The organism is Niallia sp. FSL M8-0099 (genome assembly GCF_038006945.1).
GTDB lineage: Bacteria > Bacillota > Bacilli > Bacillales > Cytobacillaceae > Niallia > Niallia circulans.
Genome location: NZ_JBBOWF010000001.1, coordinates 427,794 through 454,277, shown reverse-complemented (window position 1 = coordinate 454,277; position 26,484 = coordinate 427,794). Strand labels below are relative to the sequence as shown.

The 26,484-nt window shown below is 36.8% G+C and carries 25 protein-coding genes; 6 read left to right on the top strand and 19 right to left on the bottom strand.

Going from position 1 to position 26,484, the window contains the following annotated elements:
• Positions 1-223 precede the first annotated feature (223 nt).
• The 6 genes from NSQ92_RS02110 to licT form a co-directional block, all read right to left on the bottom strand.
• The gene (locus NSQ92_RS02110) at positions 224-1,447 is read right to left on the bottom strand and encodes a Bcr/CflA family multidrug efflux MFS transporter (RefSeq protein WP_047943261.1); all 1,224 of its coding nucleotides are present in this window, start codon (positions 1,445-1,447) and stop codon (positions 224-226) included.
• Positions 1,448-1,680: 233 nt separating this feature from the next.
• Positions 1,681-2,655: a 5-oxoprolinase subunit C family protein gene (locus NSQ92_RS02105; RefSeq protein ID WP_047943262.1), complete on the bottom strand. Its 975-nt coding sequence runs from the start codon at positions 2,653-2,655 to the stop codon at positions 1,681-1,683.
• Positions 2,643-3,383, bottom strand: coding sequence for a 5-oxoprolinase subunit PxpB (gene pxpB, locus NSQ92_RS02100; protein ID WP_236691801.1), 741 nt, complete (start codon positions 3,381-3,383; stop codon positions 2,643-2,645). Before pxpB ends, NSQ92_RS02105 begins: the two co-directional genes overlap by 13 nt.
• Before the next feature lie 305 nt (positions 3,384-3,688).
• Positions 3,689-5,122 carry a 6-phospho-beta-glucosidase gene (locus NSQ92_RS02095; RefSeq protein WP_047943263.1) on the bottom strand — a complete coding sequence of 478 codons (1,434 nt, stop codon included), beginning with the start codon at positions 5,120-5,122 and terminating at the stop codon, positions 3,689-3,691.
• A 12-nt stretch (positions 5,123-5,134) separates the two neighbouring features.
• Positions 5,135-7,012 (bottom strand): beta-glucoside-specific PTS transporter subunit IIABC, encoded by a 1,878-nt coding sequence (locus NSQ92_RS02090; RefSeq protein ID WP_095322966.1) that lies wholly within the window; start codon positions 7,010-7,012, stop codon positions 5,135-5,137.
• A 141-nt stretch (positions 7,013-7,153) separates the two neighbouring features.
• Positions 7,154-7,990 carry a BglG family transcription antiterminator LicT gene (gene licT, locus NSQ92_RS02085; RefSeq protein ID WP_047943265.1) on the bottom strand — a complete coding sequence of 279 codons (837 nt, stop codon included), beginning with the start codon at positions 7,988-7,990 and terminating at the stop codon, positions 7,154-7,156.
• A gap of 258 nt (positions 7,991-8,248) precedes the next feature.
• Here licT and NSQ92_RS02080 point away from each other — a divergent pair, with 258 nt between their 5' ends.
• Positions 8,249-9,364 (top strand): NADH-dependent flavin oxidoreductase, encoded by a 1,116-nt coding sequence (locus NSQ92_RS02080; RefSeq protein WP_251688586.1) that lies wholly within the window; start codon positions 8,249-8,251, stop codon positions 9,362-9,364.
• 50 nt (positions 9,365-9,414) lie between these two features.
• Here NSQ92_RS02080 and NSQ92_RS02075 read toward each other — a convergent pair whose 3' ends face one another.
• The 7 genes from NSQ92_RS02075 to NSQ92_RS02045 all read right to left on the bottom strand — a co-directional run bounded on the left by NSQ92_RS02075 (position 9,415) and on the right by NSQ92_RS02045 (position 16,344).
• A complete protein-coding gene (locus NSQ92_RS02075) occupies positions 9,415-9,834 on the bottom strand; it encodes a GNAT family N-acetyltransferase (protein ID WP_341132169.1) in 420 nt (139 codons plus the stop codon).
• 849 nt (positions 9,835-10,683) lie between these two features.
• Positions 10,684-12,582: an ABC transporter permease gene (locus NSQ92_RS02070; protein ID WP_341152333.1), complete on the bottom strand. Its 1,899-nt coding sequence runs from the start codon at positions 12,580-12,582 to the stop codon at positions 10,684-10,686.
• Positions 12,557-13,321, bottom strand: a complete 765-nt coding sequence (locus NSQ92_RS02065) for an ABC transporter ATP-binding protein (RefSeq protein WP_095320993.1) — start codon at positions 13,319-13,321, stop codon at positions 12,557-12,559. Before NSQ92_RS02065 ends, NSQ92_RS02070 begins: the two co-directional genes overlap by 26 nt.
• A gap of 82 nt (positions 13,322-13,403) precedes the next feature.
• Positions 13,404-14,405: a sensor histidine kinase gene (locus NSQ92_RS02060; RefSeq protein WP_341151982.1), complete on the bottom strand. Its 1,002-nt coding sequence runs from the start codon at positions 14,403-14,405 to the stop codon at positions 13,404-13,406.
• Positions 14,402-15,106, bottom strand: a complete 705-nt coding sequence (locus NSQ92_RS02055) for a response regulator transcription factor (protein WP_095259454.1) — start codon at positions 15,104-15,106, stop codon at positions 14,402-14,404. The genes NSQ92_RS02060 and NSQ92_RS02055 overlap by 4 nt, the downstream gene beginning before the upstream one ends.
• A gap of 179 nt (positions 15,107-15,285) precedes the next feature.
• A complete protein-coding gene (locus tag NSQ92_RS02050; RefSeq protein ID WP_341152332.1) occupies positions 15,286-15,507 on the bottom strand; it encodes a hypothetical protein in 222 nt (73 codons plus the stop codon).
• Between the two features lie 39 nt (positions 15,508-15,546).
• On the bottom strand, positions 15,547-16,344 hold the full coding sequence (locus tag NSQ92_RS02045; protein ID WP_341152331.1) for a helix-turn-helix transcriptional regulator: 798 nt from the start codon (positions 16,342-16,344) through the stop codon (positions 15,547-15,549).
• Between the two features lie 187 nt (positions 16,345-16,531).
• Between NSQ92_RS02045 and NSQ92_RS02040 the strand changes: the two genes are divergently transcribed.
• The gene (locus NSQ92_RS02040) at positions 16,532-17,665 is read left to right on the top strand and encodes a glycoside hydrolase family 88/105 protein (protein WP_341152330.1); all 1,134 of its coding nucleotides are present in this window, start codon (positions 16,532-16,534) and stop codon (positions 17,663-17,665) included.
• A gap of 172 nt (positions 17,666-17,837) precedes the next feature.
• Here the strand turns inward: NSQ92_RS02040 and NSQ92_RS02035 are convergent, their stop codons facing one another.
• Positions 17,838-18,746 (bottom strand): AraC family transcriptional regulator, encoded by a 909-nt coding sequence (locus NSQ92_RS02035; RefSeq protein WP_061799977.1) that lies wholly within the window; start codon positions 18,744-18,746, stop codon positions 17,838-17,840.
• A 174-nt stretch (positions 18,747-18,920) separates the two neighbouring features.
• On the opposite strand from NSQ92_RS02035, the gene NSQ92_RS02030 reads away from it, so the two are divergent.
• Both NSQ92_RS02030 and NSQ92_RS02025 read left to right on the top strand, forming a co-directional pair.
• Positions 18,921-19,190, top strand: a complete 270-nt coding sequence (locus NSQ92_RS02030) for an HPr family phosphocarrier protein (RefSeq protein WP_341152329.1) — start codon at positions 18,921-18,923, stop codon at positions 19,188-19,190.
• 42 nt (positions 19,191-19,232) lie between these two features.
• Entirely contained in the window at positions 19,233-20,213 is a 981-nt protein-coding gene (locus NSQ92_RS02025; protein WP_341152328.1) for an aldo/keto reductase, read from the top strand.
• A 315-nt stretch (positions 20,214-20,528) separates the two neighbouring features.
• Here NSQ92_RS02025 and NSQ92_RS02020 read toward each other — a convergent pair whose 3' ends face one another.
• From NSQ92_RS02020 to NSQ92_RS02010, 3 genes are read right to left on the bottom strand one after another with little or no spacing between them, the layout of a single operon-like run.
• Positions 20,529-21,338: an ABC transporter ATP-binding protein gene (locus NSQ92_RS02020; protein ID WP_341152327.1), complete on the bottom strand. Its 810-nt coding sequence runs from the start codon at positions 21,336-21,338 to the stop codon at positions 20,529-20,531.
• Positions 21,339-21,355: 17 nt separating this feature from the next.
• A complete protein-coding gene (locus NSQ92_RS02015) occupies positions 21,356-22,411 on the bottom strand; it encodes a FecCD family ABC transporter permease (protein WP_061799969.1) in 1,056 nt (351 codons plus the stop codon).
• Positions 22,408-23,412: a FecCD family ABC transporter permease gene (locus NSQ92_RS02010; protein WP_061799967.1), complete on the bottom strand. Its 1,005-nt coding sequence runs from the start codon at positions 23,410-23,412 to the stop codon at positions 22,408-22,410. The genes NSQ92_RS02015 and NSQ92_RS02010 overlap by 4 nt, the downstream gene beginning before the upstream one ends.
• Positions 23,413-23,577: 165 nt before the next feature.
• On the opposite strand from NSQ92_RS02010, the gene NSQ92_RS02005 reads away from it, so the two are divergent.
• Positions 23,578-24,597 carry an ABC transporter substrate-binding protein gene (locus NSQ92_RS02005; protein WP_061799966.1) on the top strand — a complete coding sequence of 340 codons (1,020 nt, stop codon included), beginning with the start codon at positions 23,578-23,580 and terminating at the stop codon, positions 24,595-24,597.
• Positions 24,598-25,096: 499 nt separating this feature from the next.
• A complete protein-coding gene (locus NSQ92_RS02000; protein WP_061799964.1) occupies positions 25,097-25,600 on the top strand; it encodes a MepB family protein in 504 nt (167 codons plus the stop codon).
• Between the two features lie 74 nt (positions 25,601-25,674).
• Here NSQ92_RS02000 and NSQ92_RS01995 read toward each other — a convergent pair whose 3' ends face one another.
• Together NSQ92_RS01995 and NSQ92_RS01990 are read right to left on the bottom strand one after the other, a co-directional pair.
• A complete protein-coding gene (locus NSQ92_RS01995) occupies positions 25,675-26,067 on the bottom strand; it encodes a hypothetical protein (RefSeq protein WP_061799963.1) in 393 nt (130 codons plus the stop codon).
• Between the two features lie 2 nt (positions 26,068-26,069).
• Positions 26,070-26,267 (bottom strand): helix-turn-helix transcriptional regulator, encoded by a 198-nt coding sequence (locus NSQ92_RS01990; RefSeq protein WP_061799961.1) that lies wholly within the window; start codon positions 26,265-26,267, stop codon positions 26,070-26,072.
• Positions 26,268-26,484: the final 217 nt, after the last annotated feature.

The window sequence follows — 26,484 nt, the reverse complement described above, 5'->3', positions numbered from 1 at the left end:
TTCATTTTTTCTTCAAGATGATCATCTACTCAACTACATTTTTTTAAATTAACGAATCTAAATAAACAATAAAATCGTGCCTTGCTAATGGTGTGATGAAACTTATTTAAAACGGAAAACAGCAATCAAGAAATTCCGATACAATTGTCACAGCCTCATCTCATTCACTGCACAAAAAACAGGCACCCTCTCTATTTGAAGGTGCCTGTTTGCAGAAAACATACTAATTATGCGTAATATGTTTAGGTGTATTCATCTTTACCGATGATTTACGAACCAATATATAATAAGACAAGAATGCTAGTAAGCTTGATGCGAAAATGATAACTCCCATCGGTACAGCGGTATGTTCTCCGCCGATTCCTACTAGTGGTGCTGTTAAAGAGCCTAGTAAGAACGGTAATAGACCTAATAGCGCAGATGCACTTCCAGCCATATGCCCTTTTGTTTCCATCGCCAATGAAAAAGACGAGGTTCCAATAATACTAATGGAGGTAACGAAAAGGAAAATAGGAATTGCTACTGCCACTAATGGTGCATGCACTAAAATAGCAATTACTAATAAAATCGATGCAGACATGGAAAGAGCTAAACCACTCTTCAAGAATGTTTTCTCTGAAAATCTCGATAAGCGGCCAACAATTTGTGTTCCAATAATTAAACCAATTCCATTTAAGCCAAACAATAAACTAAATACTTGTGGGGAAACGCCATAAATATTTTGATAGACAAAGGAAATACCAGATACGTAGGCAAAGATCCCTGCCGTTGTGAAACCTTGTGTAAAGGCATAGCCGGCAAATTCACGGTCTTTCAGTAAAGAACCGAAATTCGAGACTACTTTTTTAATATTGCTTGGTACACGCTTTTCCACTGGTAATGTTTCTTCCAATTTAAAAGCAACGACTAAAGTCAAAATAATTCCAACACAGGTTAATACAAGAAAAACTACTTTCCAACTCGCGAAAGAAAGAATAGCTCCGCCTATAATTGGTGCTACAATTGGACCAAGGTTTCCGATTAACATTAATGTTGCGAAAAACTTCGTCAGCTCTCTTCCACTATAAAGATCGCGAACGACTGCTCTTGAAATAACAAGGCCTCCTGCTGCTGCAAAGCCTTGGATAAAGCGAGCACCTATCAGCATATAAATATTTGGTGCGATTGCACATATTAACGAAGATAGTAAATATAAGCCAAGAAATGTAAGCAACGGTTTGCGACGTCCTTGAACATCACTCATTGGTCCAATAATTAACTGCCCGAAAGCAAGCCCTAACAAGCATGTTGTCAAACTAACTTGAACTAAGGATGCATTCGTATGAAACTCCTCAACGATTGTTGGAAATGCCGGCAGATATGTGTCTATTGTAAATGGACCTAATAGGGAAAGAGATCCCAATAGAAAAGCAATTTGTAATCGTTTCGTTTTGGTTAATGAATTCAACTTTTCATCGCCTTTCCATATGAAATATTTATTATTTATTTGAATAATGACCTGAAAAAAATGCTTCTTTCAAAGAAGGAAGCATACTTTCATATTGTATTATGAAACGTGGAATATTTCACTAATAAAGCTCACTTTTTTAAAATAAGTATTTTTTATAATAAAGTACTGTCATTTATTCATATGAAGGATAGTGTATTTTATATCAAAAAATTATCTTCTAGCCCAATTTTTCAAATTGCTGTTTTCCGGTTTAAATGTAGATTATTTGCAGCTAATATAGATAACCATCTCATTTGCCTTTTCCATTCTTGTTGAGCTTGTAATATTGATATAGGTTGAAATTTAATAGCATCACCAGGCTTTTTCTGAGCTACCAGGGGAATATCTGTGCCTATGACCATACCGATTTTTGTATAACCACCAGACATTTGGCAATCTGCCATCAAAATAATGGGCTTACCATTTGCCGGGACTTGGATTGTTCCTGGTGCTGCAAATTCACTAAGTATATCTGCAGACTTCTTATGTACTAGCGGATCTCCATTAAGACGGTATCCCATTCGATCTGATTGATTAGTCACTTGATAAAATCCTTTTACAAATATCTCCTTCGACTCTTCTTCAAATTCCCTATCATGCGGCCCCCACACAAATCTAACCACTTCATTTGAAAAATTCGGAATATAACAGCCTGGGATTCTCCGATTTTTCACCTCATTCATCCACTTAGGATGGAACGGTCCTATTGGAATATAATCATTACTTTGAAGAGCTCTTCCTTCTATTCCTCCATATCTTCCGCGAATAAAAGTTGCTTTACTTCCCATTACTGCTGGAACATCTATCCCGCCAAGGATAGCAAGATAGCTGCGACAGCCATTTTTCCCTTTTCCAAACTTCAAAATAGCTCCATCTTCGATATGGATAGCTCTCCACATAGGGATTGCTTTTCCATTTAATGCTGGCGATAAATCTGCTCCAGTAACCGCTATAATCCCTTCTCCTTTGAAAAGTATTTCTGGTCCTAATAATGTTATTTCTAAAGCAGCATAGTCAGGTGGATTGCCGACGATAATATTAGCCAGCTTCAAGGAAAGAGGATCCATCGCACCAGAAACTGAAACACCAAATGACTGATAAGATGGTCTCCCTAAATCTTGGATGGTTGTTAATAAGCCTGGTTTTAAACACTTTATATATTCCATAATTGATTCCACTCTTTTTGTACTTGACTGTTCCAATTTTGGGCGACTTCAGCTGAAATAGGCTCATATTTAACATAATCTCCTGCTTTGATAAGGTTAGGAGGATTCTTTGTCCCATCAAAAATATCCATTGGTGTCCATCCGACTAAGTGCCAACCTCCTGGAGATTCGACTGTGTAAATAGAAGTCATTTTGTCAGCGATAGCAACCGCACCTTTGGGCACTTTTACTCTTGGATTTGATTTTCTAGGAACAGCCATTCGTTTATCTAGATTTCCCATATATGGCAAGCCTGCAATAAATCCAATCATATAGACATAATAGGCATTTGAAGTTATTATTTCGATGATTTCCTCTTCACTTAAAGCCAACTTCTTTGCTAACTCAGGTAAATCAAGACCATACTGTTCATCAAAAACGACTGGAATATGAACCATCCGTGATTCTTGCTCTCGTCCGCTAACTTCTGTAAAATCAATATCGCTAAGCTTATCTTTTAATTGCTCAAAATTTATTAGCAGCGGATCATATAATATCGAGAAATTGCACATACCCTTAACAATATCTTTAACACCGCGAATGTTTAAAGACTTGATCACTTCAGCCACATGCTGCACCATCTGGTTGTTTTCAATTGATAAAATTCCCTCAAACTGGACGATTAAAATTTGTTCTCCCATTGGCAGAAATTCTATCTTTCTTTTGGTTTTCGGGGGTATTAGTTTCAATGAACTCACCTCTTGTCACTAAGCTTATACTCTACATGGATCTCTCCTCATTTTCTATTAACTTTATATGGGATATGATAAACTTCTATTTATTGTTTGTAAATAACAACTGTGTTAATTTTTAAAATATTCAAATAAAAATGCAAGAAGATTGCTGATTTAGGTTCCCTTTCCCCGTTTACTCGTCATATGAGTATGATGAATGGAAAATCATCTATTTTACTTATGACTCTCCATCCTGCTCCCTCCCTTCTAAAAAAAGAATGCGTACAAGAAATTCTTGCACGCATTGTAAACTATCATTATTATTCGTTGGTTAAGTCTTCCCCGTTGGAAGCTATTACTTTTTTATACCAATGAAACGATTTTTTCTTTGCTCTATTTAAAGTGCCATTTCCTTCATTATCGCGGTCCACGTAGATAAAACCATAGCGTTTTTTCATTTCGCCAGTTCCTGCTGATACCAAATCAATGCATCCCCAGCTTGTGTAGCCAAGCAGATCGACACCATCTTCGTCGACTGCTTCCTTCATCGCTTGAATATGTGCAGCAAGATACTCAATGCGATAATCGTCTTCTACATACCCAGATTCATCTGGTGTATCGACTGCACCAAGACCATTTTCTACAATAAATAAAGGTTTTTGGTAACGATCATATAAATCATTCATCGTGATGCGTAAGCCTAATGGGTCAATCTGCCATCCCCATTCGCTGGATTGAAGATAGGGGTTTTTAACAGTAGGGAACAGATTGCCCGCTGTCTTTTCCACATCAGAGTCTTCAGCTGCCGCAACACGAGAAGCATAATAAGAGAAGGAGATAAAATCAACCGTGTGATTTTTCAAAACCTCTAAATCTTCTGCAGTCATTTCTACCTCAATGCCTTTTCTCTCTAATGCTTTGAGTGCATAAGCTGGGTAGGCACCTTTTGATTGAACATCAATGAAAAAGTAATTGCCTCTATCCTTTTGCTTTCCTTCCCAAACATCTTCTGGTCGGCAGCTATAAGGATAGTAACTTGCAGCTGCCAGCATACATCCTATCTTATTCTCCGGATCAATTTCATGGGCGATTTTTGTTGCTTCCGCACTAGCTACCAATTCATGATGGGCAGCTTGGTATTTTATTTGCTCCTCATTTTCTCCTTCTTCAAAGCATAGTCCTGCGCCAAGAAACGGAGCATGCAGAATCATATTAATTTCATTAAAAGTAAGCCAGTATTTAACAAGCCCTTTATAGCGAGTAAATAATACAGTGCATAAACGTTTATAAAAATCAATCAGCTTTCGATTTCTCCATCCGCCATACTCCTCAATTAAATGCATCGGGCAATCAAAGTGAGTAATTGTCACTAACGGTTCGATTCCATATTTATGACATTCATTAAATAGATCTTCATAAAACTGTAGTCCCTCTTCATTCGGCTCCGTTTCATCCCCTTTTGGAAAAATGCGGCTCCACGCAATCGATAATCGATAGGTTTTAAAGCCCATTTCCCCGAACAAAGCAATATCTTCTTTATAACGATGATACATATCAATTGCTTCTTTCGCAGGATAAAAATAACCTTCCTCAAAAGAATACATCTTCTTTTTACCCGTAATAATACTTCTGCGATCAGGACCAGTTGGAATAACGTCCACATTTGCTAGACCTCTGCCACCTTCATTAAATCCGCCTTCACATTGATTCGCTGCGGTCGCACCGCCCCATAAAAAATCTTTTCTAAATCCCATTGTTTGTTCCTCCTATTTCATTACTTTTATTACTTCTTCACCAAAGTGAATGGGACCTTCATTTGCAATTAGAATATCTCCTACTTCTGCTGAATTTGTAATAACAACAGGTGTAATTACCTTATATCCTTTTGCTTTGATTCCCTCTAAATCAAATTGAATCAATTTGTCTCCTATTTGAATTTCTTGTCCTTTCTCAACAAAATATTCATATCCTTCTCCATTCAATTGAACCGTATCGATCCCTACATGAATCAATAGCTCCACTCCGTCTTCACTAGTAATACCAATAGCGTGTTTTGATTCAAATGTCGCACTAACTATTCCATTTACAGGGGAAAGCACAGTCCCTTCGGCTGGTTCAATGGCTACACCTTGTCCTAATATTTCCTCAGAAAACATACCATCATCTACATATTTTAAGCTGTGTAAATTTCCTTGCAGCGGAGATACGATTGTTGCACCACCGATACTCAAATTAGGTGTTTCCTTTGTTGTTGATTCGTCAGCTTCCTCTTTTTCTTCTGCAACAGGGTCTTTGTATAAAATTAATGTCGCAATAAATGTTACAACAATACTAATAGCTGCCCCAATACATGCATAATAGAAGAAACTTAGTGTATTATCTCCAATATAACTAGGTAATGTTAATAGACCAGGTGAACCGCCAGAAAAGTTACGGACTCTACAAATACCCATGAATAGCCCGCCTGCTGCTCCACCAATCATAGCAGCATATAAAGGTGTCTTAAAGCGTAAGTTTACTCCATATAAAGCTGGTTCTGTAATACCAAACAAACCAGTTAGACCAGCAGAATAAGCTAATTGTTTAATTGTACTATCTTTTGACTTAACACCAACCCCAATAGCCGCAGCCCCTTGACTCACGTTCGATGCAAGCATACCTGGATAAATCACGGTATCATAACCAGTTGTCATACGATTGTTAATTCCAATTGGCACTAGACCATAGTGCGTACCAGTTGCCACAAGTAATGGACTAAATGTACCAACCAATAACGGCACGATCCATGGACTTACAGATTCTAATGCGGTGATTCCGTTTGAGATAGCATCACTGATTAAATAACCGATTGGTCCTAATACTACTAAACTTGCTGTTCCTACTATAAAAATAGTAATCATTGGTTTACTAAAGAACTTAATTGCTTTCGGTGAAACTTTATCTGCAAGTGGTTCAATATAAGACATAAACCAAACGGAAAGAATAATCGGGATAACAGAAGAAGAATAGGAAACGGCCGAAATAGGAAGTCCCATTAGTTTAATGGCTTCTCCGCCTTCTTTCGCGATATTTACCATTGCCACAAAGTTAGGATGCAGCAAGATTCCCCCTACCATCATCGCCAAAAATGGGTTGGCTTTGAACTTTTGAGCAGATGAGACAGCTAGTAAGATAGGTAAAAAATAGAAAGCTGCATCTGCCATGAAATTAATAATCTGATAACTTTGGCTTTCTGTTGTTAAAACTTTAAACACTACTAATATAGAAAGTACTGCTTTTAGCATCCCTGCCGCTGTAATCGCTGGGAGAATCGGGGTGAAGATTCCTGTTATCGTATCGATGACCTTTGCAAAAGCAGAACGCTTATCTTCTCCCTCACTCTTAGCTTCATCATTAGCAATATTAGTTTGTGTAATAATTTCTTTATAGACATTTCCAACATCACTGCCAATAATGACTTGGTATTGTCCACCTTTATTAACTACTCCCATTATTCCTGGCGTACTTTTCAATGTTTTTTCGTCTGGTTTCTGATCGTCCTTTAAATTAAATCGTAACCGTGTAGCACAGTGAGTTAAACTTTTAACATTTTTTTCACCACCAACTTTATCGATAATCACTTTAGCCAAATCTTGATAATTCATTTGGTTTGCCCTCCATTATTTTTATAAGCTAAAAAATATTTGTTGTAGTTGTAGTTTAAAAGGAATAAAAAAATACCTAAATGAAACCTCACAAACAGTTAGAGGTTCATTTAGGTATAGCCTGCATTATCAGTAACAATCCTAATCACTAGTTATTCTTTTTATATGAATCGTCAGGTAGATTAACTCATCTTCTTCTAATTCTCTTCCAAATTCTTTCTTAATGTACTCTCTAATTTTCAGAGCACAAGCATACTCATCTGTATACTTTTCCTTCAGCATAAAAATAAAACTAGACGTTCCGGCATCATCCAATTTAACCCCACTAAACATTCGTTGAAAGAAAAATTTCAAGTGGGTGATAAATCGTTCATAATTTAAGGAATACTCGTCTAAATCAATTTTGAAGTGATACTTTACAATATTAAGAATATTCTGGATAACCTTTGCCATTTCTGATACTTTGCTTACTTGACCCATATCAAGCTCCGCATTCACAATATGCAAGGCGATAAATCCAGCCTCATCTTCCGGCAAGTCAACACCGAGTCTGTTTTTTACAATCGATAACGCTTCTTTCCCAATTAAGAATTCATGATTATAAAATCTTTTAATCTCCCAAAGAAGAGCATTCTTAATTTCCATGCCATTCTCATAGCGCTCAATTGCATAACTGATATGATCGGTTAATGTTAAGAAGATATTTTCGCTTAATTTTTTTCCAAGCGATACTTTTGCAAAGCTGATGATTTCATTTGCCACTTGAATATGTTCCATCGGAATAGAAGAAAGCATTTGAGTTAATTTATTGACGCTCCACTCTTTTGAACTGAGATACATATTCTCAATCTTCGATTCATCAATAGCATCACCTGCTTTTTTCTTAAAGCCAAGCCCTTTACCCATAATGACAACTTCTTGATTATCATCATTCCTAGACAATACGATATTATTATTAATTACTTTCCATACGTTCATAAGATAGTCCCTATTCTTTTATTTTCTTTCACTACAACAAAAAATAGGTATAGCCCACAATAAAGCGGTAACAATCCTTTAAAATCAGTCTATCATAGGTAATTTCTACTGTCAATTTGATATTTTTTAAAATCTTGAGACAAGCTGCCTTTGTTTATTCCTAAAATAAAACGGAAAAACTATGTAAGCATAAAAATTTATCCAAAGTATTTGTTACTATATAATGACACTAATACTTTTAAAAGGAGAAAATAATAGATGAATAACAATGAGCTTTTATCTTCTTTTACACTACCTAATGGTGTAACCCTTAAAAATCGAGTCGTTATGGCTCCCATGACTAATTTCTCTTCTAATCAAGATGGAACAGTCACAGCAGAAGAAGTTGATTATTATGCACATCGATCAGCTGGAGTTAGCATGGTTATTACTGCTTGTACAAATGTTACGCGTAATGGTCAAGGATTTCCTGGGGAATTTGCTGCCTATAGCGACGAATTTATTCCTAGCTTAACAAAATTAGCTTCTAGTATTAAAAAACAAGGCGCAAAAGCAGTTCTGCAAATTTTCCACGGTGGACGAATGTGCCCTCCTGACTTAGTAAATGGAGATGTCGTGAGTGCTAGTAATATTCCTGCTGAAGGAGAAGGAAATGCTATTCCAAGAGAATTATCAGAAGCTGAAGTCGAAGCTATTATCGATGCTTTCGGAGAAACAACTCGCCGTGCTATTGAAGCTGGTTATGATGGAGTAGAGATTCATGGAGCAAATGGATATCTTATTCAACAATTTTTCTCTCCTCATTCTAACCGCCGTGAAGATCGCTTTGGTGGAAGCCTTGAAAAACGAATGACTTTTCCTTTAGCCATTATTGATAAGGTTAAAAGTATAGTCGAAAAACATGCTGCCTCTCCTTTCATTGTTGGTTATCGTTTTTCTCCTGAGGAGCCTGAAACACCTGGAATTACCATGGACGATACCCTTGCTCTAGTGGATAAACTTGCCGATAAAGGACTGGATTACTTACATGTATCTCTTCAGGATTTCCATTCAACACCAAGAAGAGGAGTAGAGGATATATCCAAAACTCGTATTGCCTATTTACTTGAAACCATCCATAATCGTGTACCGTTAATTGGCGTTGGCTCTATTTATACTGCAGAGGATGCTCAAAAAGCATTACAAACAGGAGTATCTTTGCTGGCATTAGGTAGAGGCCTTATTATCGAACCACATTGGGTACAAAAGCTAGCGGAAGGAAAAGAAGATACAATTGCTACAACACTGAATAAAGAAAAACAAAAAGAACTCGTCATTCCAGATCCACTCTGGAATGCCATTATCAATGCACCCGGCTGGTTCCCTGGTGTATAAAAAAGAATGCAGCTTTATCAAAAGCACCTGCTAGCAGGTGCTTTTGATGTCTATTTTTTGGAAATCACAGTAAACATTCCTGTCATATTTGGGGAGAAGTCCTTAAAATTATATTTCTCATAGAACGTTTCTTTACCTTGTGAAGCAAACAAACCAACAAACGCTTTGTCTGGGGCATTCGATTTCAAATATTCAACTAAAAGCGCCATTATTTCTTTTCCAATCCCATTTTTCTGATAATCTGGATGGACCACTATATCTTGAATATAAAAATAAATCGCTCCATCACCGACTATTCTGCCCATCCCAATAATTTGTTCCTTATCCTTTACAGTAATGCAGTATAGCGAATTCCTTAATGAGGTTTCGGCCACGTCAAAATTCATAAAATTTGCCCATCCTACTGATTCACACAAAGATCTATATTCAGTTAAGGTGGGGATATTGTTTTCAAACTGATAGGTTTTCAAGTATTTTACCTCCACAGGCCTCTAAATTCCGTCTCTAATCATTCCATAGACAAATCTGGGATTTTACTAACAATGTTGAAAGGTTTCAAAGTTTTCGTTTAAGAAAATACTTATTACCCACTATCAAAATAATCCCCGGTATACCTACTATTATTCTGCCAAGCATAAAATCAAAATAACTAAAAGCTGCAAATAAGAAGAGTAGAATCCCAATTGTGATGGGGAAATTAAATTTCCATTCCGTGCGATCCTTCCATTTAAGCCTGTAATAAAAACAGAAAAAGCTGCCAACAAGGAAATAAGCTTCGATTATAGTCACTCCTAAGGCCTGAAGCCAACCACCATCCTCTTTTTTTAGCTATTTATATCAAAGATAAACAACTTCTTTTTATCCCTATATGGAATATACTACCACATCATAAATGATAATAATTAGATGAATTTTCGAAAATCTGCAGTCCTTTTCCTTATATAAAAACGAGGGTGGGACAAAAGAATTTTACATAAAGAAAAAGCCAAACTATAATACAATAAAACATCGTAATAGTTCGGTTTTTTCTTTTCGCTGATTTATCTTTTTTATAGCTAAAAAACAAGTTCGTTCCATTGCGCTCCAGTCACTCGCTTTCCGCGGGGAGGAAGCTGAGCCTCCTCACTGCGCTGCGGGGTCTCAGCCTTTCCTCTATTTCCCGCAGGAGTCGAGTGTCTTCCACTCCATTTCACTAACCTTATAAAATGGGGCGAGAAACAAAAATAGATTTTATTTATCATTCCTCTAATTCAACAAATGATTATTCAGCTTTAAGCATATCCTTTTTAGTTTTGTCTCAGCCCCGACTAATATATCCATTAAAGAATCATTCTCTTCACTTGTTTTACATAAAAATAGCGAACGATTAAGAAATAAAGAATCTGTATGAAAGCAAAGCTTCCTAACACCAATGCTGCCTCTCTTGTAATATTAAAATCAAACATATTGGATAGGGCAGTAAGTGCAACAGAACCATGAATTAAAGCAACTATAATCGGTGAGAAAAATAAAAGAGCTATTTGTCTGGTAACGACTCTTTTCAACTCCGTCTCCATTAATCCAATTTTGGCAATCGATTGGAATTTGCGCTTTTCTTCCTCTAAATCAGTAAATAATCGGAAATAAAGGAAGCTTCCTGCAGAAACGAAGAATACAATCCCAATAAACAAGCCAATAAACAGAATAGGTCCAAACGCTTTATTGATTTGGTATATGGCATAATCGACAGAAAAAGCTTTATAGGATAATTCCTCATCCAATTGTTCCCCAACTGCAAGGACTTTGTCTTCTTGTCCTTCTTTCGCTTGCCATACAACACTTAGCTTGCTTTTTATTGGTTCATCCAGCTGATCATAAATTTTATCATTTACTACATAATAAGCCGTTATTTCTGTTAAAACAGACGCATCTATTACTCGAGAAGGCGTTAATTCTCGGCCGCCTTTTAAAGGAATGGCCGTTTCCAATAGCTTTTTGCTAGGTTTCTGTCCGCCTTCCTTTAAGACAGCATCACTTTGTTCTACAACAATGGCTTCATCTTCCTTTGGATGAATTTTCGTCTCTCCAATTAGCTCGGCAAAACGATTGTAATCAGATGCTCGCGCAATTAACACGTTCTTCTTTTCCCCAGCTAGTTTGTAATAATTCAATTGAGTCTCTTCACTGCTCACATCAAGCTTTTCATTTTCTATTAACGTATTCATTTTACTCTTATCTTTGGCAATTACTTCTTCACTGTCCTCTTCCAATGGAGAATAAGTAAAAGTATAGCGATTTATTTCTTTTATTCCTTTTGTTATATAGGATTGGAAACCATATAGTGTTCCAATGGCGCTAAAAGCCACTGTTGATATAATCGCCACCAAGAAAAAGGTTCTTGCATTATCTTTCATGCGAAAAGATAAATCGGAAAACAAGAGCATATTTGTTTTTTTCCAAAAAATAGACTTATTCCTTTTTATCTTGCGGATAAAATACACACTCAGTTGAGTAAATAAGAGATAGGTTCCGAGTGTTACTAAGAGAACAACTGGAACCAGCGCGTAAACAACCAATATTCCCTCTACAGAAATTGCAATAACATATCCTACAAGTAAGAGCAATCCTGCTAAAATCGATAGAAATAATGAAGCTTTCGGTTCTCCTTTTGACTTTTTATCCCCTTTGATTAAGTCAATCAACTTATTAGTACGAAGAATAAAGGAAACAAAGATAGAAATAAAGAAAAAGAGAATCAGAAAACTAATAAAGGTCACCACAATTGCCAATGTAGGGAAATAAAAATGGAGTGATTCTGTAATAATTAATACATTCTCAGCAATCAAAAGAATTACCTTCGCAAATACTAAGCCTGCGAGAATCCCACTCACTGTGGCAAAAAAGCCGATTAGAATATTTTCTAGAAAAACCAAAAGACGAATCTGCCGGTTAGATGCCCCAAGCATCATTAATAAGCCAAATTCCTTCTTTCTTGATTGTAAGAAAGAGCTCATAGAATATAAAACAAAAAAGAAAGAAAAGATATAAATAATTCCGCCAGCAACACCCATACCAAATAGTGCATTACTATTCATGTCGGGACCAGAAAAGGCTGGATGGAAAGCAAAGATAGCAAAGGTGAAGAATACCATCACTGTAAACATGCTGCTGAGAAAATAAGCGATATACAGCCGTTTATTACGAAGTACGTTATTAAACGCGAACTGACGAAAAGTCATTGCCGTCGCCTCCCATCAACGAAAGCATATCGATTATTTTTTGGAAGAATGCTTGTCTACTATCTCCTCGATGTATTTCAGAATGTAGCTTTCCATCACGAATAAAGACTACTCTATCAGAATAACTAGCCGCTTGGGGATCATGTGTTACCATTAATAAACTTGTCTGTTTCCTTTCATTAATCGAGACAAGCATATTCATCACATCTTTTGCTGCTTTTGAATCTAAATTTCCTGTGGGCTCATCTGCCAATAATAGCTTTGGTTCATGAATCATTGCTCTGGCAATAGCAACCCGCTGCGCCTGCCCACCTGAGATTTCATATGTGCGTTTATTCAAAATCGCTGTAATCCCCAATTCCTTAGCAATTTCTTCTGCTTTCCTCTTCATTTCCTTAACAGGAGAGCCATCCAATGTTAATGGTAAAACGATATTTTCTTCCACTGTTAAAGTATGCAATAAATTAAAGTCCTGAAAGATAAACCCTAATTCATTTCTGCGAAACTTAGCTAGTGCGTTTTTCTTTAGCTTATGAGGCATTTTTCCTTCTATTTCCACAGCACCTGTAGTTGGACCATCATTCGTAGAAATGATATTAAGCAGCGTTGTTTTTCCACTTCCAGACGGCCCCATAATCACCACAAATTCACCTTTGTCAATTTCAAAATTAATATCAGTAAGGGCACGGTAAGCTACCTTTCCTTCGTAAACCTTACTTACGTTTGTAAGTTTAAGCATAATCCTTCTCCTCTCTAACAATTCTAGTAAAAGTATAGCCTGTAGAGGATATGGCATACTATCGATTATGCTTTCAGCAATCTTACATTGATGTAAGGTTTTGTGTATCCGAAAAAATAATCCTTATCGTTGTACCTATGCCGACCTTAGATTCCAATTCCAGACGATGCTCTAATCTCTCTGCCACTTCTTTTACTAAATAAAGCCCCATACCGGTAGATTCTCGATATTTGCGGCCATTTTCTCCTGTATAGAATTTATTAAAAACACGCTTCTGATCTACAATTGGTATACCAACACCAAAATCTTGCACCTCCAAGACAGCTTCTCCTGATTGTTCATATAAAGAAATAATGAGATGATTTGTTTTCCCTGCCGAATATTTCACAGCATTATGAACAAGCTGTGTCAAGAGAAAGAATAGCCACTTTTCATCTGTTTCTACTGTAATGCCTTGCTTTTCTTCTTTAAATTGCGGATACACTTCATTGCGAATATAAAAACGCTTATTTTCTTGATTCACCTCATGTATTAACTTAGAAAGAACGACAGGCTTAATTTGAAAATCTTCTGCAATGGTGCGAAGTCTCGCCATATAAAGAACAGTATTCAGCCCGTTTCGCATTCGGTCTGTCTCTTCCCGGATACTCGATGATTCTGGCTCATCCAGTGTTTGGGCTGTTAGCTCAATAATCGAAAGAGGTGTCTTCATTTGATGGACCCAGCGATCCATAAAGAGGAGGTGCTCATCTTGTCTGTCCTCTGCTTTTTGAATTTCTTCTTGGTATAAACGATACTGTACCATTAGCAACTGATCGAGAGCTTCGGAAATTGGTTTTGCTTCCGTCGTATCTAAAGAACCATCTAATGTTCCGATTGAATGTTCAAGCCTTTGATAAAATTTCCTTCTACTCACATATTGATATAGTAAAAATACTGTTAAAAATACGATTGATAAGAAAATAGCATATAGACATACTCTAATTCCTCGGTAACCATCCAGCCAAAATATAAACGGAATCAAAAGACATTGGATGAGCTGTATGATAATAAATAAAAAATGCTCGCGAATAAATAGCTTCATGCTTGTTCCTCTTTCCAAGTCGGCCGCAAGCGATATCCCGCTCCCCTTACTGTTTCTACTGCCTCCTCAATCCCTAGCTCTTGAAATTTTTTCCGTACACGCGTGATATTCACATTCAATGTATTCTCGTCGACATATGCTTCATCATCCCAAAGCTTTGCTAATAAATCTTGCCGGCCAGCAACACGTGGGTAGCGATCAAGTAAGCTTTCGATAATGTCTGTTTCTTTTTTCGTTAATTGCGTTACTTTGTCTTTAAATCGTAATTCAAACCGTTCTGGATATAAGCTCAAATCCCCTTCACGAAGCACTCTTTCCTCATGTTTTAAGGAATATTCCCCATATGCTCGGCGGAGCTGGCTTCTAATTTTCGCCATCACAATATCAGGATGAAATGGCTTTGTAATAAAATCATCCCCACCATTTTCAATTGCCATTACTTGATCCATTTCGCCCGTTCTTGCTGAAATGAAAATGACCGGACAAAGGGATTCTTTGCGAATTTGCCGGCACCAATAGTAACCATCGAAACTTGGAAGGTTAATGTCTAATAGAACAAGGTCTGGTTTTTCCCTTCTAAATGTCTCCATTATGGTTTCAAAATCAATTGCGGTGATAACTTCATATTGATATTTCTTTATGTAGGCACTGAGATGTTCTGCGATTTTTACATCGTCTTCGATAATCATGATTTTTTGCATTGTTACTTTCTCCTAGGACTTGATGATTTAGTTTAAGTTTAATTTAAGAGGAGATTCTGTTCAAGATTAGGTTTTGTAGAAGGGAAGGGAGAAAACAAAAAAAGAAGCAAAAGGACTTCTGCCTCCCTGCCTCAAAGCTGATACACTGAAATCCTCCTGCACCATCGACAATCGCTGCTTCATATTGTTTCTGCACCTATGTCCTCCGTTATTCTTTTTAATCTGTCTTCCTCGCCAAAGGTTTTCGAGCTTTTTCCTCCGATTTCCTGATTCATTATTTGAACATTCTTTGTGAAATAATCTTGAAGGAACTCTCCCAAGCCTCCTTGATAGTTGTTATCTTCCAATTTCTGGATAGTTGAATCCGTCGCAAGAAAAATTCTAATCTGATTTGACCTCATAAAAATGGCTCCCTTCCTTCGATGGTATCATCGCCTTTCCTATCTCTTCATTTTTCTATAATACAATGGAACATACCCAGTCACTTCCTTAAATACCCTGCCAAAATGGGTAACACTTCCAAAGCCAACTTTTTTGGATATTAAGTTTACTTTCATTGAAGAACTCTCCAATAGCTTCTTCGCCTCTTTAATCCGCACACTGTTCAAGTACTCTACAAAGGTAAACCCTGTTGCCTCTTTAAAGAAACGACTTAAGTAATATGGACTGATATAGAATTTCTCTGCCACTGATTGAAGCGAGAGTTTGTTCATATAATGGCTGTTGAGATAACGTACAACCTCCGAGATTCTCTCATGCATCGGGCTCGGCGATTCTAATGGCTGCGTGTTATTCTGTTTAATATGCCGGCAGCAAATAATAAGCATCTGCAGGACCAATGTTTGGATATATATTTCATAGCCTGGTCTTTGCTCTTGAATCTCCTCAATAACCTTTTGCGAAAGACTATCTATGGTAAGTAACTCATTCAGCGTGCACCTAACAATAATGTAATCATTCTCAAACAAGGGTTGATAAATATCTAGATAAGAAGGACTTATTTGCGCAAGATGTTTTTCATGAATATTAACTATAAACCGCTCATGTTTTGGCTTTTCTGTATTTGTTGTCCGATGGAGGATATTAGGAGAAATAATAACAATATCTCCTTGGTGAATTACTATAGTACGATCCTTAATAAAAAATTCCCGTTTGCCAGAGATTAAATAATAGATTTCAAATGTACTATGGAAATGATTAGCTGGCATATGATGGCTTAATGCTTTTCGCTGGGACACTATGAATGTCTCCCCCGCATTATGAAATAAAATATCTCTCAGTTTATTCCCCTCCCCTTTTTCCCTTATTATCTTTATTATACGTACCCAAAATTGCAAGATATAAGAAGTTTTTGGATTTTCTCGCAAAAATAGTACATAATTCTGTGCTACCCTAGTCTTATATTTAGGAAGGAGGAATATCAGGTTGACATTCTCTGAATCTAGCACTTATGTGAAGGCTAATGAAACTTTAACCCCTATCCAATGGGCGGAGAAGGCTTGTGAAACAATAATGACTAAATTTGAAGCTGAACAACTTCCACCAGAACGATTTCATTATCATCAAGGAGTCTTTTTATCTGGGATGGAGAAATGCTGGAAAGAAACAAAAAAGGATAAGTATTTTACTTATATAAAGAAATGGGTCGACAGCCATATTCGCGAAGATGGAAGCGTCACCAAATTAAAAACAGATGAACTGGATGATATGCAGCCAGGTGTGCTTCTTTTCAATCTTTATGAACAAACAGGCGATGAACGATACAAAAAAGCACTTTATCATATTGTTCCCTTATTAAAGACCTTAAAGTGCAATCCCTCTGGAGGATTCTGGCATAAAGAACACTATCCAAATCAAATGTGGCTGGACGGATTATATATGGGAGGTCCTATTGCCGTCCAATTTGCAAAAGCCTTCGGAGAAACAGAATATGCAGACATGATCACACACCAAGCACTATTACTGGAGAAACATACGAAGGATCCAGATACTGGCTTATTATATCATGGCTGGGATGAAACCAAAGCTGCCGAATGGGCAGATCCCATTACTGGAGCCGCTCCAGAATTTTGGGGCAGAGCAATTGGCTGGGTCCCTGCAGCTCTCTTGGAAATATTGGAATACCTCCCTGAAGACCATAAAGATAAAAAAGCATTAACAAGTATGCTTCAAGACCTGTTAATTGCTTTAACCAAATACCAAGATTCGAACAGCGGTTTATGGTATCAGGTAATTGATAAAGGACATTTATCCGACAACTGGCTGGAAAACTCTTGCTCTTCCCTGTTTGTTCATGCCATCGCTAAAGCAGTCCGTTTAGGCTATCTAGAAGACAAGTATTTGCCATTTGCTCAGAAAGGCTATCAAGGTGTGATTGATACATTAAAATATGATACGAATGGAAATCTAATCATTGGTAATATCTGCATTGGTACAGGAATCGGGGACTATCAACACTATATTGCCCGTCCTACTAGCGAGAACGATTTACATGGGGCAGGTGCTTTTATTCTCATGTGTGTCGAAATGAACCATGCTTTAGGTCAGCAAGCGAGTTAAAGCTACATTCCAACAAGATAAAGTGGAGGGGCGATTTTTCAGCCTAAAAAAAGCAAACTCTATCGATTGCCCCTTCTACTTAATGATAAATATAAATTCTCTTCCCCTATCCTTCTGTCCTGTTTTCTCGGATACTTTGTATAGAAAGAAGCAAAAGCATAGAGCACCCGATTTATCTTTTATCTGATTTCTCTCTCATTCGATTAGCATCCTCCCTTGGTGGAAGACCAAACATACGAGAATAATCTCGACTAAATTGCGATGGACTTTCATAGCCTACCCTAAATGCGATATTAGCAATATCTGACGAATCAGCTAATAATAAGCGCCTAGCTTCCTGGAGTCTCAATTGTTTTTTGAAATAATTAGGGCTCATGGCTGTAACCTCTTTGAAGTGCCTATGGAGAGAAGCATTACTCATATTAGCTATTTTTGCAAGTTCCTCAATTTTAATAGAGCGAGTATAATTGTTGATAATATATTCAATAACATTTCTTATTCGCTTACCTTTGCTGCCCTCTATAGCCATTTGTTCTAAAGATTCTCCGTGCGGACCATGTAAAATCCAATAGAGAATTTCCTTTGTAAATAACGGTGCTAGTACGGGGATATGTTCCGGTTTTTCTAGCAATCTAGCTAACCTAATAACAGCATCCAAAAGAAATGGCTCTATCTTGCTGACATACATAGCACGCTTGGTATTTTTCTTCATGCCCATTTGAATATCAGCTTCACTCAATACTTCTACGATTTGATGAGGTGTAAATTCAAGCTTAAGAGCCAAATAAGGAGTGTCAGAAGAGGCTTTTACTACTCTTCCGGTAACCGGCAAGTCAGCTGATGCAACAATGTAGTTGCCATAACCATACCTAAAGCGTTCCTTTGATAATAATACTTCCTTCTCCCCTTGAACGATAAGGCAAAAGGATGTTTCGTTTACTCTGGCAATTGGTTCGGAAGTAATTGATTCACGGATTAGGAAGAGTGAGTGGATAGCAGTTGAATGAACCCCATCCTCTTCTGAATAACGTTCAATGAGTTCGGCAAGTTCTTGCAGATGTAAGTTGATTTTTCTAGACATATGGGATTCTCCAGCATTTTTGATAGTCACATTCTATCTTATATTTGTCGATTGTGTAAATGATTTTGATAGGATTAAGCAAAAACTTGAAAGGATTAAGATAACGTTTACGCTTTCATCTGTTGCATAATAGACATAGCCTAATATATTCAAAAAGAGCTAGGAGTAAATGTCATGATTGAAAAACAATATCACTTTAGCGCTAGTATTGGATTGGCTCGTCTAGCAAGTACATTAGTACGTATTTCTAATAAACATCTATCAAAAGTAGTTGTTGAATACAAAGGGATTACAGTTGAATTGGATTATACACTTGAGTCAATCATGGATGTTATGTCCCTTGATATTAGACCTGGTGATCTATTCCACATAAGGGCTGTGGGAATAGACGAAGTTCAGGCTCTGCAATTAATTGAGGATCAATTTGGTAAGATGAATTTATAAATAGCAAGATAGAAATAACTTCAAACAGCGAGGGGGATTAACATGGAATACACAAAACTCGGTAATACAGGCTTAGATATATCGCGATTATGTTTAGGTTGTATGGGCTTTGGGGATGCGAACAAATGGATCCACCAATGGGTACTTAGTGAAAAGGAGTCTCGTTCTATTATCAATAAAGCACTTGAGTTGGGGATTAATTTTTTCGATACAGCAAATGTGTATTCTCAAGGGACAAGTGAAGAATATCTAGGGAGAGCTCTAAAGGAATACGCGAATCGTGATGAAGTGGTAATAGCAACGAAAATATATGGGCAAATGCATGAAGGACCAAATGGATCCGGACTTTCACGAAAAGCAATTATGAGTGAAATTGATAAAAGTCTTCACAGGTTGGAAACAGATTACGTAGACCTTTATATTATTCATCGCTGGGATTACCATACTCCTATTGAAGAAACAATGGAAGCATTACATGATATTGTAAAGGCTGGTAAGGTAAGATATATTGGCGCATCCGCTATGTTTGCATGGCAATTTCAAAAGGCACTACACGTAGCAGAAAAGAATGGCTGGACTAAATTTGTCTCCATGCAGAATCATTTAAACCTTATTTACCGCGAAGAAGAACGAGAAATGCTCCCACTTTGTAAGGAGGAAAGAATCGGTGTAACACCATACAGTCCACTAGCATCAGGGAGATTGACGCGTGATTGGTCGCAAACAACGTACCGTTCAGAAACAGATCAAATTCAAAAAGCTAAATACGACGCAACTGCGGATACTGATCGATTAGTGGTAGAGCGAGTTGCAGAACTTGCAAAAAAATATGGTGTTCCCCGTACTCAAATTGCGCTTGCTTGGTTGCTGCAAAAAGAAACGGTATCGTCCCCTATCATTGGAGCAACTAAAATATCTCATCTGATAGATGCCGTTGGTGCCCTAACCATTAAGTTAACAGCGAATGAGGCTGCATTTCTAGAAGAGCCATATATACCACATTTAATAGTTGGACATAGTTAATGAGTGATTTCATTTGAAGCATATTCTTTAAATAAAAGAGACAAATTCGGACAGCTTACAGAAGTAAATTGATTTTTGGTTTTAAATCACTACCTTATAGATTAGGAAATAATCTTATATTACATGTTTACCACTTAACTTTTTAACGATTCAGCATTTGATTTATTTCTTCGTCAGAATGTTCCCTTCAGCCTAATAATAACTTAATTAAGAAAAGAAACATACATTAGCCCTCCTGTTATGAAGGGCTTATATAATGTAGTAATTGAAAATGGGCCCCTACTATGCAAAATTGTCAATTGGTTGATGGAGCCATTAATAATCATGCAAATTTTTTATATTGCGACCTTTGCCATGAGGGATACATAATGGCGTCCCAAAGAGAGGATCTTCAGTCACTTCACATTCTAGGTTAAAAACGTCTTTAACCATCTTTGCTGTAATTACTTCTTCCGGTTTTCCCTGTACATAAACAGATCTATCCTTAATTGCAATTAGATTATTGGCATAGCGACAGGCTAGATTTAAGTCATGAAGAACCATTACAATCGTACGGTTTTCTTTTTCATTTAATTCGAATAATAAGTCCAGAACCTCGATTTGGTGGGTCATATCCAGGTAGGTTGTCGGTTCATCCAGCAAGATAATGTTGGTATTTTGTGCAAGGGTCATTGCAACCCAGGCACGTTGTCTTTGTCCTCCAGATAACGAATCAACCAGACGATCGCTCAGTGCAGACATACCAGTCGCCTCAAGAGCGTTATGAACGATTTGTTCATCTTCCTCCGACCATTGTCTGTACCATTTTTGATATGGATAACGGCCTTGTTTTACTAATTGCAAAACCGTTAACCCTTCTGGAGCAACAGGGCCTTGCGGAAGAATTGCTAATTGCTTGGCGATGTCTTTGGTGGACAGCTCAGAAATTTTTTGTGCTTCAATTAAAATGGATCCAGACTGTGGTTTTAATAAACGAGCTAATGAACGTAACAGTGTTGATTTTCCACAGCCATTACTGCCAATAAACACAGTGATTTCTCCTTTAGGAATCTTCATATATAAATCATCTATAATGACTGTATCTCCATAAGATAAGGTCAAGGAATTTGTCTCTAAAAGAACCATTGTTTAACTTCTCCTTCCTATACTTTTCGCTGCTTATATAAAAGAAAAATGAAATAGGGCGCTCCAATAGCAGCAGTAAATATTCCCGCAGGAACTTCAATCGGAAGGAATAAAGTTCGACCGATTGTATCTGCTATGAGGACTAGAATTGTGCCAATTAAAGCAGATAAAGGCAATAGCGCACCAAAAGAAGAACCAACTAATTTTCTAGCTATATGAGGTGCCATCAGCCCAACAAAGCCAATTCCACCTGCAAACGCTACAGCTGTGCCAATTAAAGCTGTACTAATCAGCAATAAAAAAAGGCGCTGCTGCTGTACTTTAGAACCTAAGCCAATTACTATTTCTTCTCCGAAATCTTGAATGTTTAAAGTCCTTACCATAATAAAAGATAGTATCAATAATAGAAGAATAATAGGTGCAGCAATCTGAATCTTTTTCCAATCGGCAGTACTGACAGAACCAGTAAGCCAAATATTTGCTTGACTAGCCTGATAAATAGGCCCTAAGATCATGAACAAGTTGGTCAATGCCTTTGTTAACGACCATAAACCAATTCCAACTAGGACGAGACGTACAGGTGAAACACCTTTTTTCCATGCAAGTACATATAGTAGAAACGCTACAAAAGATGCCCCGATAAAAGCTGCTAAAGGCATCCACTTAATGCTTATCGTTAATGAGTGATTCATGTCACTAAATAAAGCCAAAAATAGGACAATAGCTACTGAGGCACCACCTGTAATTCCAATAATATCAGGAGAAGCTAAAGGGTTTCGTACAACTGCTTGTATTATAGCCCCAGCAACTGCCAAACTCATTCCCACTAATATAGCTAAGAGAATTCGCGGCATTCGGAACGACCGGACAATTAAAGTGTCAAAATCCGAACCATGCCCAGATAAAATAGTTATGATCTGCCAAGGAGAAATGTAATCTTCCCCAATACCTGCACTTATGAAAAAAGCTACTAGCAGAATGATAAGGAATATTGATGTAAGGAATAATGCTCTACGATCCACTAAAAAGGAAATCTTGTCATTGGCCGTTCTAAACGATAAATATTTCTTCATGAAGACTTTCCTCCATTTCGTGCTATGTATATAAAGAAAGGGGTGCCAATGATGGCAGTCATTATTCCAACAGGTACTTCTTGGGGCATAAGGATTAATCGAGCACCAATATCGGCCAACAATAACAAGATTCCTCCTGTAATGCTGCAAAAGGGTAGTATCCAGCGGTAGTCATTACCAACCAGCCATTTTACTATATGAGGAACAACTATACCAATAAAGCCAATGGGACCAGCTACTGCAACCGCCGAGCCCGAAAGCAGGATAACCGAGATGCCAATCAGCAATTTGACGGTACCTGTACGCTGGCCAAGTCCTCTTGCTACATCTTCTCCCATGCTATAAACATTCATTTTATTAGAAATTAAAAAAGCTAGCAAAGTTCCGATAATCATATAAGGTAGAACAGAAAATAAAATCTCCAAGCTTCTTCCTTGGACGGAACCAGCCATCCAAAATAAAACTTCTTCTAAGGCAGATTCATTCATGACTAAAAATCCATGAGCAAACGATGAAAACATGGCTGCCATGGCTGCGCCGGCTAGTGTTAATTTTATTGGTGTCAGTCCTTCATTACCTAAAGATCCTAGAAAATAAACAATTAATCCAGCGGCGGCTGCACCTAAAAAGGCAAGCCAAGCAAATGCTTGTAATGAATTAATAGAAAAAAAGAAAAGTCCTATAATGACAAAAAAACTGGCTCCTGAATTAATGCCCAGTATATCCGGAGAAGCCAAGGGATTTTTAGTCAGTGCCTGTAATAAAGCCCCTGTAATCGCTAAACTGCTGCCAACGATAGTTCCAATTAATGCTCTAGGAAGGCGAACTTCTTTAATAATAATATGCTCATTCGAACCATTGAACTGCTGAAAAGCTTGTATGGCTGTCTTAAAGCTCGTATCGGCGTAACCTAGTACAATACTAAAAATGAAAATAGTACATAATAATAGTAAACCAATAATAAGCCCAATGATTCTCCTTCTGTTATTCAATAGTAACATGTAGTTTTCCCTCTCTAATAGTTTCTATTTTTAGTTTAGGAGAAGTCATAGGGACTGTCAATGACTATGAGAATCATTTTCAATTAATGATTGACATATTTTTCATTATAAAATATTATCTAATTGTTATTGAAAATCATTATCAAATAAAAAGGGGAGGCAAATATGCTTACATATTTTCAACAAAAACGATTTACTCCAATGCTGGTATCATTATTGGTAATTATATTTGTTGTGCTGGCAGGATGCGGAAATAACGAAAAAGAAGTATCAGGAAATAAAGAAACCTCCAGCGATACAAACACATCGGATAATAAACCTTATACAATTGAACATGCAATGGGAAAAACGGAAATTAAAGGGACACCAAAGCGTGTTGTCGTATTGACGAATGAAGGAACAGAAGCACTTCTGGCTTTAGGGATTAAACCAGTTGGGGCCGTACAATCATGGCTGGGAAATCCATGGTACGATCACATCAAAAAAGATATGGATGGTGTGGAAGTAGTTGGAGTAGAACACGAAGTAAATTTAGAAAAAATCGCTTCATTAAAACCAGATCTAATTATTGGAACAAAGATACGCCAAGAAGCTATCTATGACAAACTACGTGCTATCGCTCCAACTGTTTTTTCCGAAACTTTAAGAGGTGATTGGAAGGATAACTTTGAATTATATGCAAAAGCACTGAACAAAGAAGAAGAAGGAAAAAAAGTGCTTAGCGCATTTGCAGACCATGTTGCAGAAGTAAAAGCAAAATTAGGGGATAAAGTAAATCAAGAAGTTTCTGTGGTCCGATTTATGGCTGGAACTTCCCGGATATATTATACGGACTCTTTTTCAGGTGTAATTTTGGATGAATTAGGATTCAAACGTGCGGAACAGCAAAAATCGCTTTTCACTGCAGATAATCAGCTTGGTAATCTTGCTATTGAAGTAGGAAAAGAGGCTATCCCGAAAATGGATGCAGATATCCTTTTCTACTTTACCTATGCTCCACAAGATGACCAAAAAGCCTTAGATACGGCAAAAGAATGGACAAGCGACTCCCTATGGAAGAACCTAGATGTCGTCAAAAAAGGAAATGCTTATGAAGTAAGCGATGCAGTATGGAATACAGCAGGCGGTGTTATCGCAGCCAATCAAATGCTAGATGAACTGGAAGAGATCATGCTAAATAAATAACTACCCTGAAGAAAGACGCGATAAGTCACCCCACTAAAGCCCGACAATTATACGGAGATACTAACGTGATTTCGTATAATTGATTGGGCTTTATTAGGTTTTAATGAAGAATTGATGTAATCCCCCTCAGCCTTGCAAAACAGATGAAAAAACTAAAAAATGCCTCTTCCTTTATTCGATTATTAATGAGAAAATCTATTTTTCTCTGACTCTTCAAATGCCGATATTAGACTCTTTCTAAACAGATCTTAAATAAATATTTCTAAAAAGCATTGAGGCAACAGAAGCTTTCTTTAAATAGAAGGGAAAGCTTTTCATATTTTTAAAAGGACAGCTTACAAATATATGTAAGTTAATATATACAAAAGAGAATAGATGTTCCATTAAGTTATTCAACATGATATAATTCAACTTCTAATATTAGGAAATTCAGGATAATAAAGCTAAGGGAAAAATGACAAAAAAGATTGTAACAATAAATATATGGGGGAAACACATTGTGAATGAATTTTATAAAGCATTATCCTTTGTAAAAGAAAATTTTTATGAACCAAATCATTTTATTATAAAATCTATCCAAGAAGAAGCTCAAAATTCTGAGTATGGGGCAGGAAGATTTCAGCTGAATGCAAAATCGGTTAGATTTAGAGTGGCAAAGACTACCCCCAATAAGATAGGTCAGTTTGTTGCCTTCTGGGAAAAAGATGATGCTAATAAAAACCAAGCCTTTTCATGTGACAAAGCAACCGATTTATTGGTAATCAATACATTTTCTAGTAGAAATAGATTAGGACAATTTGTTTTTCCAAAGGAAGTACTCCTGAAACATAATATTCTTAAAACGGCTACTACTAAAGGAAAAATGGCCATAAGAGTTTACCCTCTATGGGATAAACCCACTAATAAACAAGCTATTAAGACGCAAAAGTGGCAATTAGAGTATTTTATTGAAATTAACAATCCTAATATTTCCCACTCGGATTTGCTGAAATTATATTGCTAAAGGGTAGTATTTTAGGATAAAAAAGGACAAAACTATATTAGAATGCAGACTAACATATAATCCAAACCAATTACCTATATTATTTTTGAATAAATGACCATAGTACTAGGAATAGTGATTACCATGATACAAAAAAGGATAATCAGCACCTGCGTTGCATCTAATGTCAAGAATCCTAAAGAGCCTGTTGCTAGAAATAAAACTAATAACGATAAAAAAAGTACAAAGTAGTTTATTGTCATTGCCTTCCCCACTATTTCTTTTGCTCGCTCATCTTTAGGGAAGATATGTGGTGATAAATAAGCTAGAAGCAATTGATTGATACCGAGTGCTAGAATCATTATTGCATTAGGAAATTCGCCTGCTATAATATCCTGATAGTTCAGATAGCCCCCCATTGAGACTCCTATTAACCCGGAGAAAATGTAGATGATTTGATTTTCTTTAGCACTTTTTTTACTTGCCATTCTTAATCCTCCTCATAGATAAAAATATCCTCAATGCTGCAATTGAAAACTCGTGAAACCTTGAAGGCCAAATTAATCGAGGGATTGTAACGACCTTTTTCTAATGAAATAATCGTTTGTCTTGATACATCTAATAATTCAGCTAATTCATCTTGCGTATAATTGTACTTAGTACGCAAGATTTTAATATTATTTTTCATATAATCACCGCCATATGTAAAGTAAACTTTACGTAAAGTTTACTTTACATAAAATTTGATGATACGTCAAGTCCACTTTACTTTTTTAATAGGCCTTTTCTTTCGATACTCGATAATTGAAGGATAATTATCTTACTAATAAAACAAGACATTCTTTTTTATATTATGAAGTAGTAGAATATGAGTAATATTACTTCAACTACCGAGTGGTTAAGTG

Bases quoted from the DNA above. Each gene is read 5' to 3' on its own strand.
- NSQ92_RS02050 (WP_341152332.1), bottom strand. From the start codon at position 15,507: ATGAGGTCAAATCAGATTAGAATTTTTCTTGCGACGGATTCAACTATC.
- NSQ92_RS02010 (WP_061799967.1), bottom strand. From the start codon at position 23,412: ATGTTACTATTGAATAACAGAAGGAGAATCATTGGGCTTATTATTGGT.
- NSQ92_RS02090 (WP_095322966.1), bottom strand. From the start codon at position 7,012: ATGAATTATCAAGATTTGGCTAAAGTGATTATCGATAAAGTTGGTGGT.
- NSQ92_RS02025 (WP_341152328.1), top strand. From the start codon at position 19,233: ATGGAATACACAAAACTCGGTAATACAGGCTTAGATATATCGCGATTA.
- NSQ92_RS02035 (WP_061799977.1), bottom strand. From the start codon at position 18,746: ATGTCTAGAAAAATCAACTTACATCTGCAAGAACTTGCCGAACTCATT.
- NSQ92_RS02070 (WP_341152333.1), bottom strand. From the start codon at position 12,582: ATGACTTTTCGTCAGTTCGCGTTTAATAACGTACTTCGTAATAAACGG.
- NSQ92_RS02080 (WP_251688586.1), top strand. From the start codon at position 8,249: ATGAATAACAATGAGCTTTTATCTTCTTTTACACTACCTAATGGTGTA.
- NSQ92_RS02105 (WP_047943262.1), bottom strand. From the start codon at position 2,655: ATGGAATATATAAAGTGTTTAAAACCAGGCTTATTAACAACCATCCAA.
- licT (WP_047943265.1), bottom strand. From the start codon at position 7,990: ATGAACGTATGGAAAGTAATTAATAATAATATCGTATTGTCTAGGAAT.
- NSQ92_RS02030 (WP_341152329.1), top strand. From the start codon at position 18,921: ATGATTGAAAAACAATATCACTTTAGCGCTAGTATTGGATTGGCTCGT.
- NSQ92_RS01995 (WP_061799963.1), bottom strand. From the start codon at position 26,067: ATGGCAAGTAAAAAAAGTGCTAAAGAAAATCAAATCATCTACATTTTC.
- NSQ92_RS02020 (WP_341152327.1), bottom strand. From the start codon at position 21,338: ATGGTTCTTTTAGAGACAAATTCCTTGACCTTATCTTATGGAGATACA.
- NSQ92_RS02015 (WP_061799969.1), bottom strand. From the start codon at position 22,411: ATGAAGAAATATTTATCGTTTAGAACGGCCAATGACAAGATTTCCTTT.
- NSQ92_RS02055 (WP_095259454.1), bottom strand. From the start codon at position 15,106: ATGCAAAAAATCATGATTATCGAAGACGATGTAAAAATCGCAGAACAT.
- NSQ92_RS02095 (WP_047943263.1), bottom strand. From the start codon at position 5,122: ATGGGATTTAGAAAAGATTTTTTATGGGGCGGTGCGACCGCAGCGAAT.
- NSQ92_RS02065 (WP_095320993.1), bottom strand. From the start codon at position 13,321: ATGCTTAAACTTACAAACGTAAGTAAGGTTTACGAAGGAAAGGTAGCT.
- NSQ92_RS02005 (WP_061799966.1), top strand. From the start codon at position 23,578: ATGCTTACATATTTTCAACAAAAACGATTTACTCCAATGCTGGTATCA.
- NSQ92_RS02060 (WP_341151982.1), bottom strand. From the start codon at position 14,405: ATGAAGCTATTTATTCGCGAGCATTTTTTATTTATTATCATACAGCTC.
- NSQ92_RS01990 (WP_061799961.1), bottom strand. From the start codon at position 26,267: ATGAAAAATAATATTAAAATCTTGCGTACTAAGTACAATTATACGCAA.